We start from the raw sequence: 15010 nt of genomic DNA, 5'->3' as shown, positions 1-15010 counted from the left end.
TCTGGTTAATACGACAGGAGTGTCTATGTATCGTTTATGCGTTCGCGACCATTTCATGATTGCCCACAGTTTTAATGGGGAAATATTCGGCCCTGCCCAGCGCACTCACGGTGCCACCTATGTAGTAGACGTGGTGTTTCAGCGCCCTGAACTTGACCAGGATGGTCTAGTGATTGATATCGGTTTGGCTAGTGAGACGGTTAAAGAGGTGCTGGCGGATTACAACTATCGCAACCTTGATGAGGTAAGCGAGTTTGGCGGTAAAAACACCACCACGGAATTTATGGCCAAGGTGATTTTTGACCAGCTGGCGGCTGCCATTAAAGCAGGAAAAATGGGCACCACCGCTCAGGGGCTGACGCACATGGAGATCAAGCTGCATGAATCTCATGTGGCGTGGGCAAGCTATGAAGGGGCGCTATGAGTCAGCCATTGACCTTGATAGTGGCTGGCGATCCAGACCAGCGTACCGGCGGGTATATTTACGACGCCCATATTGTCGCTGCACTGCGCGCGCGTGGGCTGGCTATCAATGTAGTGGGGTTGGCAGGGCGTTTTCCAGATGCCGATGATGAGGCCGCCCAGTCGCTCGCCGATACGCTTTCCGCGTTGCAGGACCATGCGCGGGTCATTATCGACGGCCTGGCCATGGGGGCGCTGCCAGAGGTAGTGGCTGTCCACGCTGAGCGCCTGGATATCACAGCGCTGCTGCATCATCCGTTGGGCGATGAGCAGGGCTTGAGTGACACAGAACAGCAGCGTTTTCACCGTAGTGAATTACGTGGGCTGGCGCACGTGAATAGAGTGATTGTGACCAGCCGTTTTACTGAGCGTCGCGTAAGGGCATTGGCGGAACAGTACGCGTTGCCATTTAGTGCCTCTATCAGCGTGGTGGAACCTGGGGTTGAACGTGCCCCGGTCAGCCCCGCGGCGCAACCCAACGAACCTATCCGCCTGCTATGCGTGGCAACGCTGACCCCGCGTAAAGGGCAGGATATTTTGGTTCAAGCCTTGGCAGGTGTTGAGCGTGGACACTGGCGATGCGACTGCTTTGGCGGTGCTCGTGATGCTGCGTTTACGGATCGCGTTCAAACATTGATCGACAACCATCAACTTGGCGATTGGGTAACGCTTCACGGCGAATGTGATGCAGTGACCCTGGAAGCCGCGTATCAGAATGCCCATGCACTGGTGTTGCCTTCTTGGTATGAAGGCTATGGCATGGTGGTAACTGAAGCGCTAGCCCATGGCTTACCGGTTATCACCACCACCGGCGGTGCGCTGCAGGATACCTTACCCAAAGGGGCTGGCATCAGCGTAGCACCGGGGGATGTTGAGGCGCTGTCGAGTGCGCTGGCGGCTTTCTGCCAGGATGAGGCACTACGTACTGAACTACGTGCAGGCGCCGCCGCTGCACGTGCCCGCTTGGGTGACTGGCAGGCTGCAGGGGAGGCGTTTGCCAATGCGCTGCAGCAACCTTCGACATTGTTGGCAGGAAGCCAATTTACCGCGGATTGGCTATCGCTGCGTGAAAGCGTCGATGCCAGTTCGCGCAGCCAAGCGTTGGTGGAGGCGTTAGCGAGCTGGTTATCAGAACATCAGCGGAGAGCCGAGCTATCTAAGTCAGAAGAACTCGCGCCGCGAGTAGAAGCTTCCTCGCCAGTGATACTGGCGGATTTAGGCTGTGGACGGGGAAGTAATAGCCAGTTTCTTGCGCCTCGTTTGCACCATGCCCAGCGCTGGATGCTGATTGACCATGATTCTGCCTTACTTAATCAATCCTACTCGCGAACCGGGCAATTGAACACGGGTAAAGGTGAGCCGCTCCAGGTCGAAACCCACTGTGTTTCCCTTAAGCAGCTTGATCACCCAGCACTTACGCACTGCGACGTAGTGACGGCATCTGCGCTGATCGATTTAGTATCTCAAGAGTGGATTGATGCCTTGGCTGCACAGTGTGCTAAACATCAGCAAGCGCTTCTTATCACTCTAAGCATTACTGGCGAATGGTACTTTACCAATGCCCAGCAGCAACCTCTGAACGGCCTTGATGATCGCTGGATCAGTGAGCTGTTCAACGCGCACCAGCGTCGGGATAAGGGCTTAGGCGATGCATTAGGCGGCGATGCTCACAGCGCGCTAGTTAAAGCGATGGCTGACTACGGTTATCGTGTTAACGAGGCTGAAACGCCGTGGCGATTGGCGGCGGGTAAGCCAGCGCAGTACCCCTTAATGTGCGCGTTGATTGAAGGATGGGCGAGCGCTGCTATCGAACAGGCTCCAGAAGCGGCGTCACGGATTGCCCATTGGAGCGATGAACGCTTACGTCAGGTAGCCAAAGGCGAGATCGGTATTTGGGTGGGCCACCGCGACTTGCTGGCGCTGCCAGCGGACGAGGGCTAACCCCATGCGACGCTGGCGCTGGCTGAGAACCCCGTGGGTGCAAAAAGGGTTAGTGAGCTTAGGGCTGCTGGCCGCTGTTGCCCTGTGGGTAGAGCCAGGCGCGGTAATGGCAGAAGTGCAGCGTTTTGCGCCGGGCTGGATGGCCCTCGCACTACTTATCAGTGTGCTGCAAGTGATGCTGAGCGCGTGGCGATGGCAATTGACGGCAGGCTTAATCGACGTGCCGCTGTGCTACCGTTATGCACTGCGGGAGTACTACTTAGCGTTGTTGGTTAACCAGTTGTTGCCTGGCGGTGTGTTGGGTGATGCGGGGCGTGCCCATCGCCATGCCCGTCAGTCTTCTTCGAAGGGAAGTGCTTGGCGTGCGGTGGTGATTGAGCGTGCCTCTGGGCAACTGGCGATTGCACTTTACACACTAATCGCCTTGTTCACGTCACCACTCTGGCTTATGGCACTGGGCTTCAGTGGCTTGATGGTAGTGGCGAGCGTAGCAGTTATCGTGATGGTGGCCGGTGTGACGCTGATGATCTGGTTGCGGCGTTCGGCGGTAACGCTACCCGCTTGGTGCGCTGCATTAGGGCAGGATATGCGTCGCGGGCTACTGCAGCGTGGTGTATGGCCACGGCAACTGGTCTCTTCTCTTGCTATCGTGCTTAGCTATGGCCTGGTGATGGTCTGCGCGGCTCGGGCAATCGGCGTCGAGCTGGCGACCTTAGATATTTTAGCGTTGGCTCCAGTGTTGCTGCTTGCCATGCTGGTGCCCCTTTCGATTGCCGGATGGGGGTTGCGGGAAGGCGCCGCCGCAGGCATTTGGATGTTTGTTGGCTTGCCTTCGGCGCAAGGTGTGGCGATATCTCTGGCTTATGGTGTGTTAGTGCTGATTTCTAGCCTGCCAGGCATTTGGGTAGCGCTGGCCTCGCGAACACGTGCTATGCCATCCAGTTCTCCGCCATCCAGTGCTGCGTCAGGCAGTGCGCCCGCTCAGCACTACGTCGAACAGCGTGTCGTCCCCGCACCGGAAAGAGCGCATCGTCGGGCGCAACGCACTCTCAAGGGTGTCGATGGGCGTCATCTGCAGCCCAGGTCTACCGGAACCGATAATCAGTGGCGCAACCAGCAAATGCAGGCGGTCAACCGCGTTCGCTTCAATGAACTGCGAAACAGTGACGCCGCCGCCTTCTACCAATACCCGCGTAAGTCCACGATCTGCCAGCCAGGTAATAACGTCGGCAGGGCGGAACTGACCGTTGATATCCAGCGGCAGCACGCAGTGTTCGGCGGCCGTTGGCGCCACCGTTACCTCTGGCCCGGTGAGGTGCAGAGTGGGTGCGGTAGGCGTGGTAAACAGTGCCAAATCAACGGGCACGCGTCCTCGTGGGTCAATCACCACTCGGGTAGGGTGCTTCCCCGTTACGCGGCGCACGGTGAGCTGAGGATTATCAGCACTCGCCGTGCCTGCGCCGATCACCACGGCATCGGCCAGCGCACGCAGTCGGTGCAGGTGCACCAAGCTTTCAACGCCATTGATGTAGTGGGAGTGACCGCTTTCCGTAGCGATGCGCCCATCCAGGCTTTGCCCCAGTTGGGCAACCACCCAGCTCGAATGACGCACCAGTGGCAGCAAACACGTCAACAGCTCCTGCGCGGCGCTTGTAACAGGGGCAGAAGAGTGCCAACCATGGGTATCAAGCGTCATTGTGACGTCACTTCTGATGCCCTGCTTAGTGTCCAACAACCATGCCCACGCTTGGTCGGTATCGATCGTCACTTCATTGGTGCTAGGCATGGTATCTCCACTCAAAAAACAGCAACTCATCATGCGGGGCCATGTTGCCCGACGCAAGCAAACGTTGTCCGCCCCAACCGGCAACTTGGAGGCCTACATGTATCACATTGAACGCGCTATTTTCGATATTCGCCGTGGACTGCCCGTGGTAATTAATACCGGAGAGCAACGTCTGTTGGTACAGGCTCTTGAAGGCAGTGTGTCAGTCGATTCACTGGCGAAACTCTCCGGCTCTCGGCCAGCACTAGTATTAACGCGTCATCGCTTGCAGGCAATGGGCATGTCGCTTAAGGCGGATGCGGCTTGCTTACCGCTCACCGAGCAAATCAGTGAGCGTGATTTGCATCACCTTGCTGTGTCCAATGAAGCGTCGAAGGCTCATTCGCTGTTAAGCGGCCTGAAGCCTGCTGGCGTGGGAGAGAGAGGCGCTGTGGCACTTATGCGTCGTGCGCTATTGATACCGGCGGCGCTGTGCGCAGAGGTAAGTGCGACATCAGCCGAGCATATTGCTCAGCAGTTATCAAAAGGCGAGCTGTTAGAAGTTAATGCCCGCGATGCAGAGAAGTGTTTAGCCGGTGCGCCGGGGATGCTAAAGCGTGTCAGTGAAGCGCGTATTCCTCTTGAAGATGCGCCTGAGAGTCGCTTCGTGCTGTTTCGTGAACCTGATGGCCTGCGAGAGCATGTGGCCGTGATGATTGGCGATTTGGCTTCTATCCCTGGGGCGGTTCCTTTGCGTATGCACTCGGCTTGCCTCACCGGTGACCTGTTCGGCAGCCTGCGCTGTGACTGTGGCGAACAGTTGCGTAATGCAGTGGCCGATATTCAAGCGATGGGTGGCGGCGTGCTGCTTTATTTGGCACAAGAGGGGCGGGGAATTGGCTTAGCCAATAAACTGCGTGCCTACACCTTGCAAGATGGCGGTTTAGACACCGTCGATGCCGACCAAGTGCTAGGGTTTGGCGACGACGAGCGGCAGTACGCGGTCGCGGTGGATATGCTCAATGCGCTAGGGATCGATAAAGTTCAGCTGTTGACCAACAACCCGCTAAAAATGGCAGCGCTGCGTGAAGGGGGGATTGAGGTCGTCTCACGTCAGGCGCTCTACGGCAGTGTGACTGATCACAATCACCGCTACCTAAGCGCCAAAGCCAACCGAGCAGGGCATTTCTTAGACGAAGTGCTTGAAGGTCGTGGGCGTTAATCTGGCGTTTTACCAGTGATAAGCGGTGGCAGGTGGGCGGTTTCGGCCACCACCTGCGCTAGCTGAGAGGCGTAGTGCCTGACTAACCGTTCACCTAATGCTTGATTAGCCTCCGTTGCATCACCGGCAACGCCGAACCTACTTAAGTCCTCGGCAAGCCAGGCAAATGCTGCGCTACCCTCTGGGCTCACTAGTGCGCCACCTTTAGGCATTGCCGGTGGTGTGGGCTGATAGCTGTCGAGCTGCACAAATTCAGGTGCTAAATGCAGCATGATGGCGGTTTCCAGCAGCCCGCCATGCAACCCGTAGCGCAGCTCATCGGCATTGATAGCACCTTCCAGTGGCGGAAGGCGTGTATAAGTGGCTTTCACTACGCGCATTGCAAATTGCTTGCGTAGTGTCAGCGCGGCAAGGTCCATCACGGCTTTATTGCCGCCGTGGCTATTAATCAACACCAGCTTTTTTATACCTGCCTGGGCAATGCTTTCGCCGTAAGCCTCTAATGTCGCGATGGCTAGTGGAGCGGGTAGGCTAAGCGTTCCAGCAAAGCTGGCGTGTTCGTCGCTCGCACCGACGGCAATTGCTGGCAGACACAGCACGTCGAGTGCTGGGTCAATCATGTCTAACATGGCGGCTTGTAACCCTTCTCCAATGATCAGGTCGGTGCCCAATGGCAGGTGCGTACCGTGCTGCTCAATGGCCCCCAAGGTGATCACTGCGACTGGATCACCTTCGGCAATCGAGGCGAGCTGGGGAGCGGTGAGGGTTTGCCAGTGATAAATCATGTAGGTTCTCTTGTTTTAAAGCCCGTGTTTTAAAGACTTATGCGGATGCGTTTAACAGCGGATGGTCGGCGCGGCAGGCGTAGAGATCCCCAGAGGCTAAGCCGTCAACGCCATCGTTGAGCCACTGGGTAATGGTTTCAGGGGATTGCCAGGTTGACCAGCGGAAGTGGCGCTGCTCACCGGCAATTGCATTGAAACGGTAGTCACCAAGGCGGCACAGCTGGTCAACGCAGGAATGGCTGACCTCTAACACGCCCGCAACAAACTCTACCGAAAGCGCTGCTACCGGGTGGTTAAGCCCCATCAGTACTTCTGCTTCAAACCCTTCAACATCAATTTTTATAAAGCTTGGTTCGCCGTAAGTGGCGATCAGTTGATCCAGTGTAGTGACTTCCACTCTTAACTGCTGTTCCCACTGCACGTGCTGAAAGCCAGGGTTGCGTTCGCCCACCTGATGTCGCCATTCGGTCGCTAGGGTAGAGAGGGTCGGGTTGCTAACACTGATAGCGATATCCGCATAGCCGGGCTGCGGTCCAGCGGCCAGTGGTAAGAGCGTGATGTTAGGCTGATTAAGTATCCGTTTAAACCATTTGGCCAGTGCTGGCTGTGGCTCTAATGCCACTACCTTAGCACCTAGCGCGTGGAAGGCGGCACTACGGTCGCCTAAGTGAGCGCCAATATCAAAAGCGATATCGCCCGGTTGAATAAACGGACGATATAACTGCTTCAGACCCCTTTGCCTTCCTGGCCGCCAGTAAATAAACAGTGAACGCGCCATACCGCTGGTACTGCGGAGCCGATGGAAAAAAGCAGAAGGCATTAGTAAGGCTCCTTAACGGGTGGGGCATGTTTGGTTGCTGTTTGAATGTGATAGCGAAACGATTGGCAGGGCATATCGCCTGGCTGTTCCTGGGGAAGCGCTAGAGAAAGTGTTAGCGACGGGCGAGATAAGGTGGCACTGGATTGATGGCTACGGCTTTCTAACGCGGCAAAGTCCTCCAAAAGAGGTGGTTGTTGTGCTGAACTCGGCGTTTGCAGTAAGCCGAACTTGCGGCTAACGAGGCCTCCCCAAGTGGCACTGCTGGAATATTTCACCAGTGGAGCGGCTCCAATCAGCCCCAGCCATGCGGGGGTTAACCAACCAAACGCAGAGGGTGAAAAAAGCATCATCGTGCCTGCCCAAGCAATACCACACAGCGTCATCCACCCAGTGTGGTGCCATGTCTCTCGCCAGCTTAGCGAACGCTCTCCCCGGTGTTGAGTTTGCCAGTCAATGGCCCGGCCAATCAGCACGTTAACGATAAATAAGCTGTGCCACGCCATCATCAGTGGTGCAATCAATGCAGCAAACAGAATTTCCAATAGCGTGCTGGTGACAAGCTTGAGTCGCCCACCATACGCATGGGGACATTGCCAGAACGTCAATAATAGACCCAGCAGCTTGGGCGCAATCAACATACCCAGCGTTACGCTTAACAGCCCCAAAGAGAGGGCTTCAGGCAGAGGCGGGTTTGAGGTGGTCTCAATGGCTTGATAACCCACCATCAGGCTGGTGCAGAGTAGAAGCCCAAGCCAAACAAGCGAAGAAAGGTAGGCAAACGCGCCAAATAAAAAGTGGAGCCGACTAATCGGGTGAAACCCTGCGCCGGTGAGTAAGCGTAAGTGCTGCAGATTGCCCTGTAGCCAGCGGCGATCACGCTTGGCAAAGTCGAGCATGTTGCTTGGCATGGCTTCAAAGCTGTTGTGTGACGCGCTAGCGTAAGGGTTATGGCGAGATACGGCGGTGGTCGCAGAGGTATCCAGTAACACCTGCCAGCCGCCCCGTTTCAGGAGAGCTGCTTCGACGAAATCGTGACTTAATAGCTCCCCTCCCAGCGGTGGCTTACCTGAAAGGATAGGTAACCCTGCATGGGCCATAAAGGCGCGTGTGCGAATAATTGCATTGTGGCCCCAGTAATTTGCCGCATCACCCTGCCAGAAGCTTTGGCCCGCTGCCAACATCGGGCTGTAAAGTGCTGAGGCTAGCTGGGTAAAATGGCCAAATAGCGTGCGTTGGCCAACGGGAATAGGCACCGTTTGAATAAGTCCTACGCTGGGTTGGCGCTGCATCCGGTGGACTAAGTGCAGCAGTGTAGCGCCACTGATTAGGCTGTCGGCATCTAGCACCACCAAGTAGTCATAGCGGCGGCCCCAGCGGCGGCAAAACTCTGCAATATTGCCAGCTTTTCGGCCGTCATTATTAGGGCGTCGCCGATAATGCACGGCTATCTGTCCGGCAAGGCGCTGTTGCAAGGCAGCCACATGGGCCTCTTCGATGTCTGCCATGGCCGAATCTTGGGTGTCGCTCAATACAAACACTTCAAAGTGCTTGTTGATAGCACTGGGTGTTCCTGCACCATACGCTTCTGCTTGCTGGAGAAGTGAACGACACGTTGCTTCTAGCCCCGCAATGGTAGGGATAGGAGGTTCTGCATAAATAGGCATTACGAGTGCGGTGCGGCTGACTAGCAGGCTGGCATTGGGGTTCACAATGGCTTGGCGACGTAAGCTGAGTGGATCGCGACGTAGCGCACAAAGCACAAAGCCACACAGTGCTCCCCAGAAAGCCAGCACTATCCAAGTAAACGTTAATGCAAATAGGATCAACATGGTGAGCTGCCAACCAATGGCAAGGTTGGCAACGACTTTCGCCATTGCGATACAGCCACCGATGGTTGTGGCTAACACCGTGAAAGCAAGGAAGACTCGGCGACCGTTAAGCCAGGGCATCGAAGGTCGCAACGCGTGGAGATCAGGCATCGGGATACCACACGTAATTCCAAGTTTCAGTAATCGGCTCTCCTTCAACCGTCAGCCGTAGCCGGATATCACTGGGCTCGCTGCTGGGGGGCAATCGGAAAGTGGCCCGTTGTCCGTTGTTGGGCAGTGTTTTGACTTGAGGTAGTAATACCTCGCCATTTAGCACGCTGATGTCCAGCTCGATTGGCTCGCTTGAGGTCAGATCATCCAGTTTGCCGCCCTGGAAATCGACGATGAATTGGCGCTGATCAGCAGAGGGGGAGTCGGCCTCACCTGGAACCGCTGCGCTGCCATGGCGGGTGCGCACAACCTTGCCCAGTGAATTAGCCTCGGGCTGTTCATTGAGCGTAAACGTTCGATAGTGAAGATGGCGTGATTCGCCAGCAGTGAGCGCCTCCTCTGCCACCCAATAAGCCACTATATTGTCGTGAGTCTCATCTGGCGTGGGGATTTCGATGAGCTCTACATGCCCTGGCCCCCAGTCAGCAAGGGGTTCGACCCATTGGCTAGGGCGGCGATGGTAGTGGGCTTCAAGGTCCAGGTAGCGGCTAAAGTCCCGCTCCCGTTGCATTAAACCAAACCCATTGGGCGCATCATCTATAAACGTTGATACGCGTACGGATGAGGGATTTTGCAACGGCCGCCAAATCCACTCGTCGGACCCCGTGTGTATTAGCAAGCCATCAGAATCATGTACCTGAGGACGAAAGTCGTCAGCTCGTTCGGTGCTGGCTTCCCCAAAGGTGAACATGCTGGTGAGCGGGGCAACCCCTAGCTTTGCTATATCAGAACGTGCAAACAGTGTTGCTTCTACAGCTGCCTCAGTGCTCTCGCCCGGCGTTAGCGTAATGCGGTAGGCACCGCTTAGTGATGGGCTATCCATGAGGGCGAGTAGCGTAATGCTGTCAGAATCTTCATCAGGCTTATAAAGCCAGAATTCACGAAATTCAGGGAACTCTTCACCACTGGCTAGTGCGGTATCAATGGCAAGACCGCGGGTAGAAAGGCCGTAGGCTTGGTCGCGTCCTACTAGACGGAAGTAGCTTGCGCCAAGAAAAACAGCAAATTCATCGGCATAATCCTCATTATTGATAGGGTAGTGCAGCCTAAAACCTGCATGTCCGCTGCCCGTTAAGTCATTCTCCAACAAGCGGTTGGAATCACCATCGTACTGAAAGTCATCTGCCGAGAAAGAGAGTGGTTCAACGTCACCATTTTCGACCACATTAATTGTGACGGGGGTTTGAAATATAAATCCGCTATGAAATAGCTGCATACTAAAAGGGCTTTCATCGCGCCAGTATGCGCGTTCGGGATTAAAGCGGATTTGTCGATACAGGTCGTAATCTAACGACTTCAAAGCGCTGGGAAGCGTCTCATTTGGGGGTTGATAAGGCGCATCGGCCAGGGTTTGGGCACGCTCAATAACGTGGTCAAAAACACCATCATCGTTGGCAATCGCAGAAAAGGCGATCAGGCAGTTAAATGACAACATCCATTTTGCTGCAGTACGAACACTCATGGGCGAGTTCCTTTCGATTGCATGCCAACGTGGTAACCATAAAATCAGTATATGAAATATTTCAACAAAAGTTATACCATTAAGCCTATTGGTATATGATTTTTATGGTCGTGTGCAAGCTTTAAACTCCATTAAGCGTGTAATGTTTAGGTGATTGCTATGCTGTTGAAGCGCTGATGATTCGTCTTCTACTCACATGTATAACGCTCAACTTTCTACTGGTATTGCCGCTTTGGTGGCGTTTCGGTGAGGTTGGCTCTCCTCTAATTGCTTGGGAAGCATGGCTTGTAGCCCCCGTAATGCTGTTTATTCGCCCTGGTAGCTTACGTCGCTGGTTGGCTATTTTGTTGGTGGGCTGGCTTGCTTTGGTATCGGCAGCCAACCTAGGTGATGCCGCGACACACACTGCGTTTGGGCGATCACTTAACCTCTATCTGGACGTGCCCTTGGTGCGCTCTATCTACCATTTGCTAGTAGGTAATGTAGGTCAACTCGCCGCAACTTTCCTGATGTTGCTGGGCACTGTGGCTCTGCTAGGTAGTTTATGGGTGATGCTGCGGTTGCTGCTGCCTGCTAAGCCTTTATCGGTGAGGAGTGCTCCAGGTGCTTTAGCCATCTTCGTCATGATCACTGCAGCAGGTTTCGCGGTTTCCGAGGCTAATGGCAAGCGCTTAGTTGCTAAATCAACGCTGCCTGCTGTTAACACCACGCGTTTTCAGTGGGAACAGGTAGTGGCGACTCATCAGGCAAGAGTGGCGTTTACCGAGCAGTTACAGGATACACCGTTGGAGCCTAGACCATTGCCTGGTTTGTTAGGGCGCAACGTCTTATTAACGTTTATTGAATCTTATGGTGTGTCGGCCATTAATGATGCTCGCTACAGCAATGTCGTACTGCCTACGCTAGATGACATACAGCAACGTTTGGGACAGCGCGATCTACACGCTGTTTCGGGGTTGCTAGAAGCGCCTATTCGAGGAGGTCAGTCTTGGCTTGCCCATGCCACGGCACTAAGCGGACGCTGGATTGATAATCAGCTATGGTATCGGCTGATGCTGGAAAGCGATCATTCAACGCTTATTAGTGATTTTAGTAGCACTGGGCAGCGGACGCTCAGTGTCATGCCTGCCATTACATTGGCTTGGCCAGAAGGGCTGGCCTACGGATTTGATGAGATTGCAGCAGCGAAAGACTTACCCTATGCAGGCCCACCGCTGAACTGGGTCACGATGCCCGATCAGTTCACGCTGGATTACACCCAACGACACTTATTAGGTGAGGCGCCGGTATTCGCGCAACTCGCACTTATCTCTAGCCACGCACCATGGACGCCAATTTTACCCGTTTTCGAAGACTGGTCGATGATTGGCGATGGGCGTATTTTCGCCCCTTGGGAGGAGGCCGGCGATCCGCCAGAAGTGCTCTGGCAGGATATTGAACGCATTCGCGATCATTACGCTTGGTCGATAGACTACGCTGTGAAGGTCACTGGGCGCTGGGCCGAGCGAGTGGTTGATGACAATACTCTATTGATTGTACTGGGAGATCATCAGGCGGCACCGCTGATTACCGGCGACAACGCCAGTGCAGCGGTGCCTGTCCATGTGATTAGCGGTGACCCCCAGCTCTTAGCACCTTTTAAGGCACGTGGTTTTATTGATGGCATGCTGCCGTCACTGGAAAGCCCTGAGGAAGCCGCGAAAATGAGCCAGCTGCGTCATTGGCTACAGCAAGACTTTGGCACGCCAGCATTAACCTCTTCTTGGTCAACGACAGGGGCGACACCATGATCCAGCCCGTCATCCTTAGCGGTGGTAGTGGTACGCGGCTTTGGCCACTTTCACGAGAGCAGATGCCAAAGCAGTTCTTGAAGTTAACGTCTTCCCAAAGCCTGCTGCAGCAAACGCTTGCGCGTTTGGCAGGGTTAGATGCTCAGCCGCCTATATTGATCGGGCACCATGCTCATCGGTTCTTAATGGCGGAGCAGTTACGGGAGAGCGGTCTACCGGGAACGTTGGTGTTAGAGCCAGAAGGGCGTAACACGGCACCGGCAATTGCCTGCGCTGCGCTACTAGCCCGCCAAGCGGGTGACGATCCACTGCTGCTGGTGCTTCCAGCAGATCACGTTATTGGCAATTTAGCAGCGTTTACTCACAGCGTCGCTTGCGCGGAACCGCTTGCTGCCCAAGGGTATCTCGTTACGTTTGGCGTAGTGCCTACCTATCCAGAAACAGGCTATGGCTACATTGCTTGTGGCCGCCCTTTGGGCGATGGCCACCAGATCTCATCATTTATCGAGAAACCTAGCGCAGAGCGTGCCCAGCATCTGTTAGAGGCAGGCAATACCCTGTGGAATAGCGGTATGTTTTTACTGCAAGCCTCCACTTACCTGTCTCAACTTGAACGGCTGCAGCCAGCCATGCTGGCTGCCTGCCAACAAGCTGTTAACGACGCTCAGCGTGACTTGGATTTTTTACGCTTGGGTGAAAATGCATTTTGCTCATCTCCGGCGGAGTCGATCGAGTACGCTGTCATGGAGCACTGCGACCGAGCGGCAGTCGTCCCGTTGGATGCCCAATGGAGCGATATTGGTAGCTTTGATGCATTATGGGCAGCGCAAACGCCCGACAAAGCAGGCAATGTGGTTAACGGTGACGGGATCCTGACCAATACACAACGCTCGCTTGTTATTGCTAAGCACCGCCTGGTGGCAACGCTCGGTGTTGAAGATCTGATCGTGGTGGAAACATCAGATAGCGTGCTGGTTGCCCACCGCGATCAGGCTCAGCAGGTTAAACAACTGGTGGCATCACTCACTCAAGCGGGGCGACGTGAACCCCACGCTGCGCCGTTAGTTCATCGCCCTTGGGGAAGCTTTCAGGCTATGGATAGTGGCGAGCGCTATCAAGTGAAGCACATCACGGTGAAACCTGGAGGGCGGCTTTCGCTGCAGCGTCATCACCACCGTGCTGAACACTGGGTCGTCGTGAGTGGCACCGCCCAAGTCACTGTCGACGAGCGGACCTATCTTGTCAGTGAGAACCAGTCCACCTATATCCCAATTGGCGCACTACACCGGCTGGAGAACCCTGGAAAAATCCCTTTGGAGTTGATCGAAGTCCAGTCGGGCAGCTATTTAGGAGAAGATGATATCGAGCGATTAGATGATGTATACGCTCGACACATTGATGAGTAGGGGAGCTTAGTTGTTACCAGAGCCAACTGCCAGGACGAGCCGGTGGCTCTCCCTTGCGCACTGCGATCCAGCCAATAATACAGCGGACACCAAGCCACACGGCTAATAGTGGCCATAGCAGCGTGCCTACTAACATTAAGCTAAGGGTAAAGGTGGCGATAAAGTAGAGGCAGCCTATCCAAAAAGTCCGGATCAAATAGCGGTAGTGCGCTTGCAACCACGGCGCTGCCTCTTTGCGATACACGTAAGCGACTATAACGCCAATCAACAGTGTAATATTGGCTGTTACTAGACCCGCTAAGTAGAGCGCGTAAATGATCTGGGGTGGGCGCGTTTCCTCAGTGGGACTATAACGCTGGGTCATAAATTACCTCGTTACCCGTTAGTAAATCCGAAATTCTTTGGCGTTTGCCAGCCCTTGCTGTTGCTCTATGACTTTGCGATAGCGCTTGTACTCCCACTGATACTGCGTTGGATCAAGCGCAATTGACGCTTCGACGCTGGCATTAACACCGGTGGCTGAAACCACATCATCGGCGCTGTAAACCTGCTCATCGGCGTCAAGGAAATGAATTTCAAATCCCTTTCCAGGCACTCGTAAGGCAACGCCAGTGACTACTCTTGCCTGAGTGCGGGCGACCAGTTTCGGTAGCAGCGTTGCCGTGTAGGCATCGCGCCCATAAAAAGGGGCAAATACACCGCTGCCCCAGTTCGGTTCTTGATCCGGTAAGATGCCAATAGCTTCGCTGCGCTTAAGTGCTTTGAGAAGGGCAGCGACGCCTCTGGCGTTGGTGGGTACCAAGCTGGCTCCCATGCGCTCGCGGCCATGGCGAATAATAGGCTCAAGGTCGACAATTTTGGGTGGTTCGTACATGGCGGTAAAAGGGAAGTGGCTGGAGAGCCAAAAATTAAGCACCTCCCAGTTACCAAAGTGCGGAGCAAGCACAATGACGCCGCGGCCATCGGCGCGGGCGCTGTCTAGTTTATCTCGGCCATGAACCGATAAAATGCTGGCCTCTACTTTTTCGGGCGCAGCCATCCAGGCATGGCCAAGTTCCAGCATAGTCGCTGCCGAGTGGCGCAGGCTTTGTATGGCAAGGGCTTTGCGCTGACTGGCAGTGGCTTCTGGGTTGACCACTTCCAAATTGATTTCCGTCACCTGGCGCTCTCGTTTGCTAAAGCGATAGACCAGCGGACCCAAAAGCACGGCGATACGCCAAAGCGCGCCAAGCGGCCAGCGCGCCAGTAGTTTCCAAATTGATGTGATGGCACGTGCTTGGAAACGTGATTTTTTAGAAGGTGACTGCTCTGTCATAAG

General features: G+C 54.9%; 12 protein-coding genes and 1 pseudogene. 6 read left to right on the top strand and 7 right to left on the bottom strand.

Annotated elements, in window-relative coordinates:
• Positions 1–25: 25 nt before the first annotated feature.
• From JFC11_RS00765 to JFC11_RS18925, 3 genes and pseudogenes are all read left to right on the top strand, one after another.
• Positions 26–424 carry a 6-pyruvoyl trahydropterin synthase family protein gene (locus JFC11_RS00765; RefSeq protein ID WP_198348479.1) on the top strand — a complete coding sequence of 133 codons (399 nt, stop codon included), beginning with the start codon at positions 26–28 and terminating at the stop codon, positions 422–424.
• A complete protein-coding gene (locus JFC11_RS00760; protein WP_198348478.1) occupies positions 421–2403 on the top strand; it encodes a glycosyltransferase in 1983 nt (660 codons plus the stop codon). Before JFC11_RS00765 ends, JFC11_RS00760 begins: the two co-directional genes overlap by 4 nt.
• Before the next feature lie 4 nt (positions 2404–2407).
• Positions 2408–3274 (top strand): annotated as a pseudogene (locus JFC11_RS18925) (lysylphosphatidylglycerol synthase transmembrane domain-containing protein); the annotation flags it as partial.
• Between the two features lie 93 nt (positions 3275–3367).
• Here the strand turns inward: JFC11_RS18925 and JFC11_RS18920 are convergent.
• Positions 3368–4099 (bottom strand): RibD family protein, encoded by a 732-nt coding sequence (locus tag JFC11_RS18920; RefSeq protein ID WP_232482737.1) that lies wholly within the window; start codon positions 4097–4099, stop codon positions 3368–3370.
• A 187-nt stretch (positions 4100–4286) separates the two neighbouring features.
• Between JFC11_RS18920 and ribA the strand changes: the two genes are divergently transcribed.
• The gene (ribA, locus tag JFC11_RS00750) at positions 4287–5390 is read left to right on the top strand and encodes a GTP cyclohydrolase II RibA (protein ID WP_038482211.1); all 1104 of its coding nucleotides are present in this window, start codon (positions 4287–4289) and stop codon (positions 5388–5390) included.
• On the opposite strand, the gene JFC11_RS00745 is transcribed toward ribA, so the two are convergent.
• The 4 genes from JFC11_RS00745 to JFC11_RS00730 are packed head-to-tail and all read right to left on the bottom strand — an operon-like array spanning position 5387 to position 10496.
• On the bottom strand, positions 5387–6175 hold the full coding sequence (locus JFC11_RS00745) for a creatininase family protein (RefSeq protein ID WP_198348476.1): 789 nt from the start codon (positions 6173–6175) through the stop codon (positions 5387–5389). The two genes, ribA and JFC11_RS00745, sit on opposite strands and share 4 nt — an antisense overlap.
• Before the next feature lie 37 nt (positions 6176–6212).
• The gene (locus tag JFC11_RS00740) at positions 6213–6995 is read right to left on the bottom strand and encodes an FkbM family methyltransferase (RefSeq protein WP_198348475.1); all 783 of its coding nucleotides are present in this window, start codon (positions 6993–6995) and stop codon (positions 6213–6215) included.
• Positions 6995–8974 carry a glucans biosynthesis glucosyltransferase MdoH gene (gene mdoH, locus JFC11_RS00735; protein WP_198348474.1) on the bottom strand — a complete coding sequence of 660 codons (1980 nt, stop codon included), beginning with the start codon at positions 8972–8974 and terminating at the stop codon, positions 6995–6997. The genes JFC11_RS00740 and mdoH overlap by 1 nt, the downstream gene beginning before the upstream one ends.
• A complete protein-coding gene (locus tag JFC11_RS00730; protein WP_198348473.1) occupies positions 8967–10496 on the bottom strand; it encodes an OpgD/OpgG family glucan biosynthesis protein in 1530 nt (509 codons plus the stop codon). Before JFC11_RS00730 ends, mdoH begins: the two co-directional genes overlap by 8 nt.
• Before the next feature lie 176 nt (positions 10497–10672).
• Here JFC11_RS00730 and JFC11_RS00725 point away from each other — a divergent pair, with 176 nt between their 5' ends.
• A complete protein-coding gene (locus JFC11_RS00725; RefSeq protein WP_198348472.1) occupies positions 10673–12286 on the top strand; it encodes an alkaline phosphatase family protein in 1614 nt (537 codons plus the stop codon).
• Positions 12283–13692 (top strand): mannose-1-phosphate guanylyltransferase/mannose-6-phosphate isomerase, encoded by a 1410-nt coding sequence (locus tag JFC11_RS00720; protein ID WP_198348471.1) that lies wholly within the window; start codon positions 12283–12285, stop codon positions 13690–13692. The genes JFC11_RS00725 and JFC11_RS00720 overlap by 4 nt, the downstream gene beginning before the upstream one ends.
• Before the next feature lie 13 nt (positions 13693–13705).
• On the opposite strand, the gene JFC11_RS00715 is transcribed toward JFC11_RS00720, so the two are convergent.
• Complete coding sequence (locus JFC11_RS00715; RefSeq protein WP_038482235.1) at positions 13706–14056, bottom strand: DUF4870 family protein; 351 nt, start codon at positions 14054–14056, stop codon at positions 13706–13708.
• An 18-nt stretch (positions 14057–14074) separates the two neighbouring features.
• The gene (locus JFC11_RS00710) at positions 14075–15007 is read right to left on the bottom strand and encodes a lysophospholipid acyltransferase family protein (RefSeq protein WP_198348470.1); all 933 of its coding nucleotides are present in this window, start codon (positions 15005–15007) and stop codon (positions 14075–14077) included.
• Between the last annotated feature and the right edge of the window lie 3 nt (positions 15008–15010).

The sequence above is a fragment of the Vreelandella alkaliphila genome (assembly GCF_016107625.1).
Classification (GTDB): Bacteria; Pseudomonadota; Gammaproteobacteria; order Pseudomonadales; family Halomonadaceae; genus Vreelandella; species Vreelandella alkaliphila.
This window is presented reverse-complemented; position numbering and strand designations above follow the sequence as displayed.

What these genes read in the sequence shown, in the direction of transcription:
- JFC11_RS00710 (WP_198348470.1), bottom strand. Translation starts at nt 15,007, where the DNA reads ATGACAGAGCAGTCACCTTCTAAAAAATCACGTTTCCAAGCACGTGCC.
- JFC11_RS00725 (WP_198348472.1), top strand. Translation starts at nt 10,673, where the DNA reads ATGATTCGTCTTCTACTCACATGTATAACGCTCAACTTTCTACTGGTA.
- ribA (WP_038482211.1), top strand. Translation starts at nt 4,287, where the DNA reads ATGTATCACATTGAACGCGCTATTTTCGATATTCGCCGTGGACTGCCC.
- JFC11_RS18920 (WP_232482737.1), bottom strand. Translation starts at nt 4,099, where the DNA reads ATGACGCTTGATACCCATGGTTGGCACTCTTCTGCCCCTGTTACAAGC.
- mdoH (WP_198348474.1), bottom strand. Translation starts at nt 8,974, where the DNA reads ATGCCTGATCTCCACGCGTTGCGACCTTCGATGCCCTGGCTTAACGGT.
- JFC11_RS00765 (WP_198348479.1), top strand. Translation starts at nt 26, where the DNA reads ATGTATCGTTTATGCGTTCGCGACCATTTCATGATTGCCCACAGTTTT.
- JFC11_RS00730 (WP_198348473.1), bottom strand. Translation starts at nt 10,496, where the DNA reads ATGAGTGTTCGTACTGCAGCAAAATGGATGTTGTCATTTAACTGCCTG.
- JFC11_RS00740 (WP_198348475.1), bottom strand. Translation starts at nt 6,995, where the DNA reads ATGCCTTCTGCTTTTTTCCATCGGCTCCGCAGTACCAGCGGTATGGCG.
- JFC11_RS00715 (WP_038482235.1), bottom strand. Translation starts at nt 14,056, where the DNA reads ATGACCCAGCGTTATAGTCCCACTGAGGAAACGCGCCCACCCCAGATC.
- JFC11_RS00720 (WP_198348471.1), top strand. Translation starts at nt 12,283, where the DNA reads ATGATCCAGCCCGTCATCCTTAGCGGTGGTAGTGGTACGCGGCTTTGG.
- JFC11_RS00745 (WP_198348476.1), bottom strand. Translation starts at nt 6,175, where the DNA reads ATGATTTATCACTGGCAAACCCTCACCGCTCCCCAGCTCGCCTCGATT.
- JFC11_RS00760 (WP_198348478.1), top strand. Translation starts at nt 421, where the DNA reads ATGAGTCAGCCATTGACCTTGATAGTGGCTGGCGATCCAGACCAGCGT.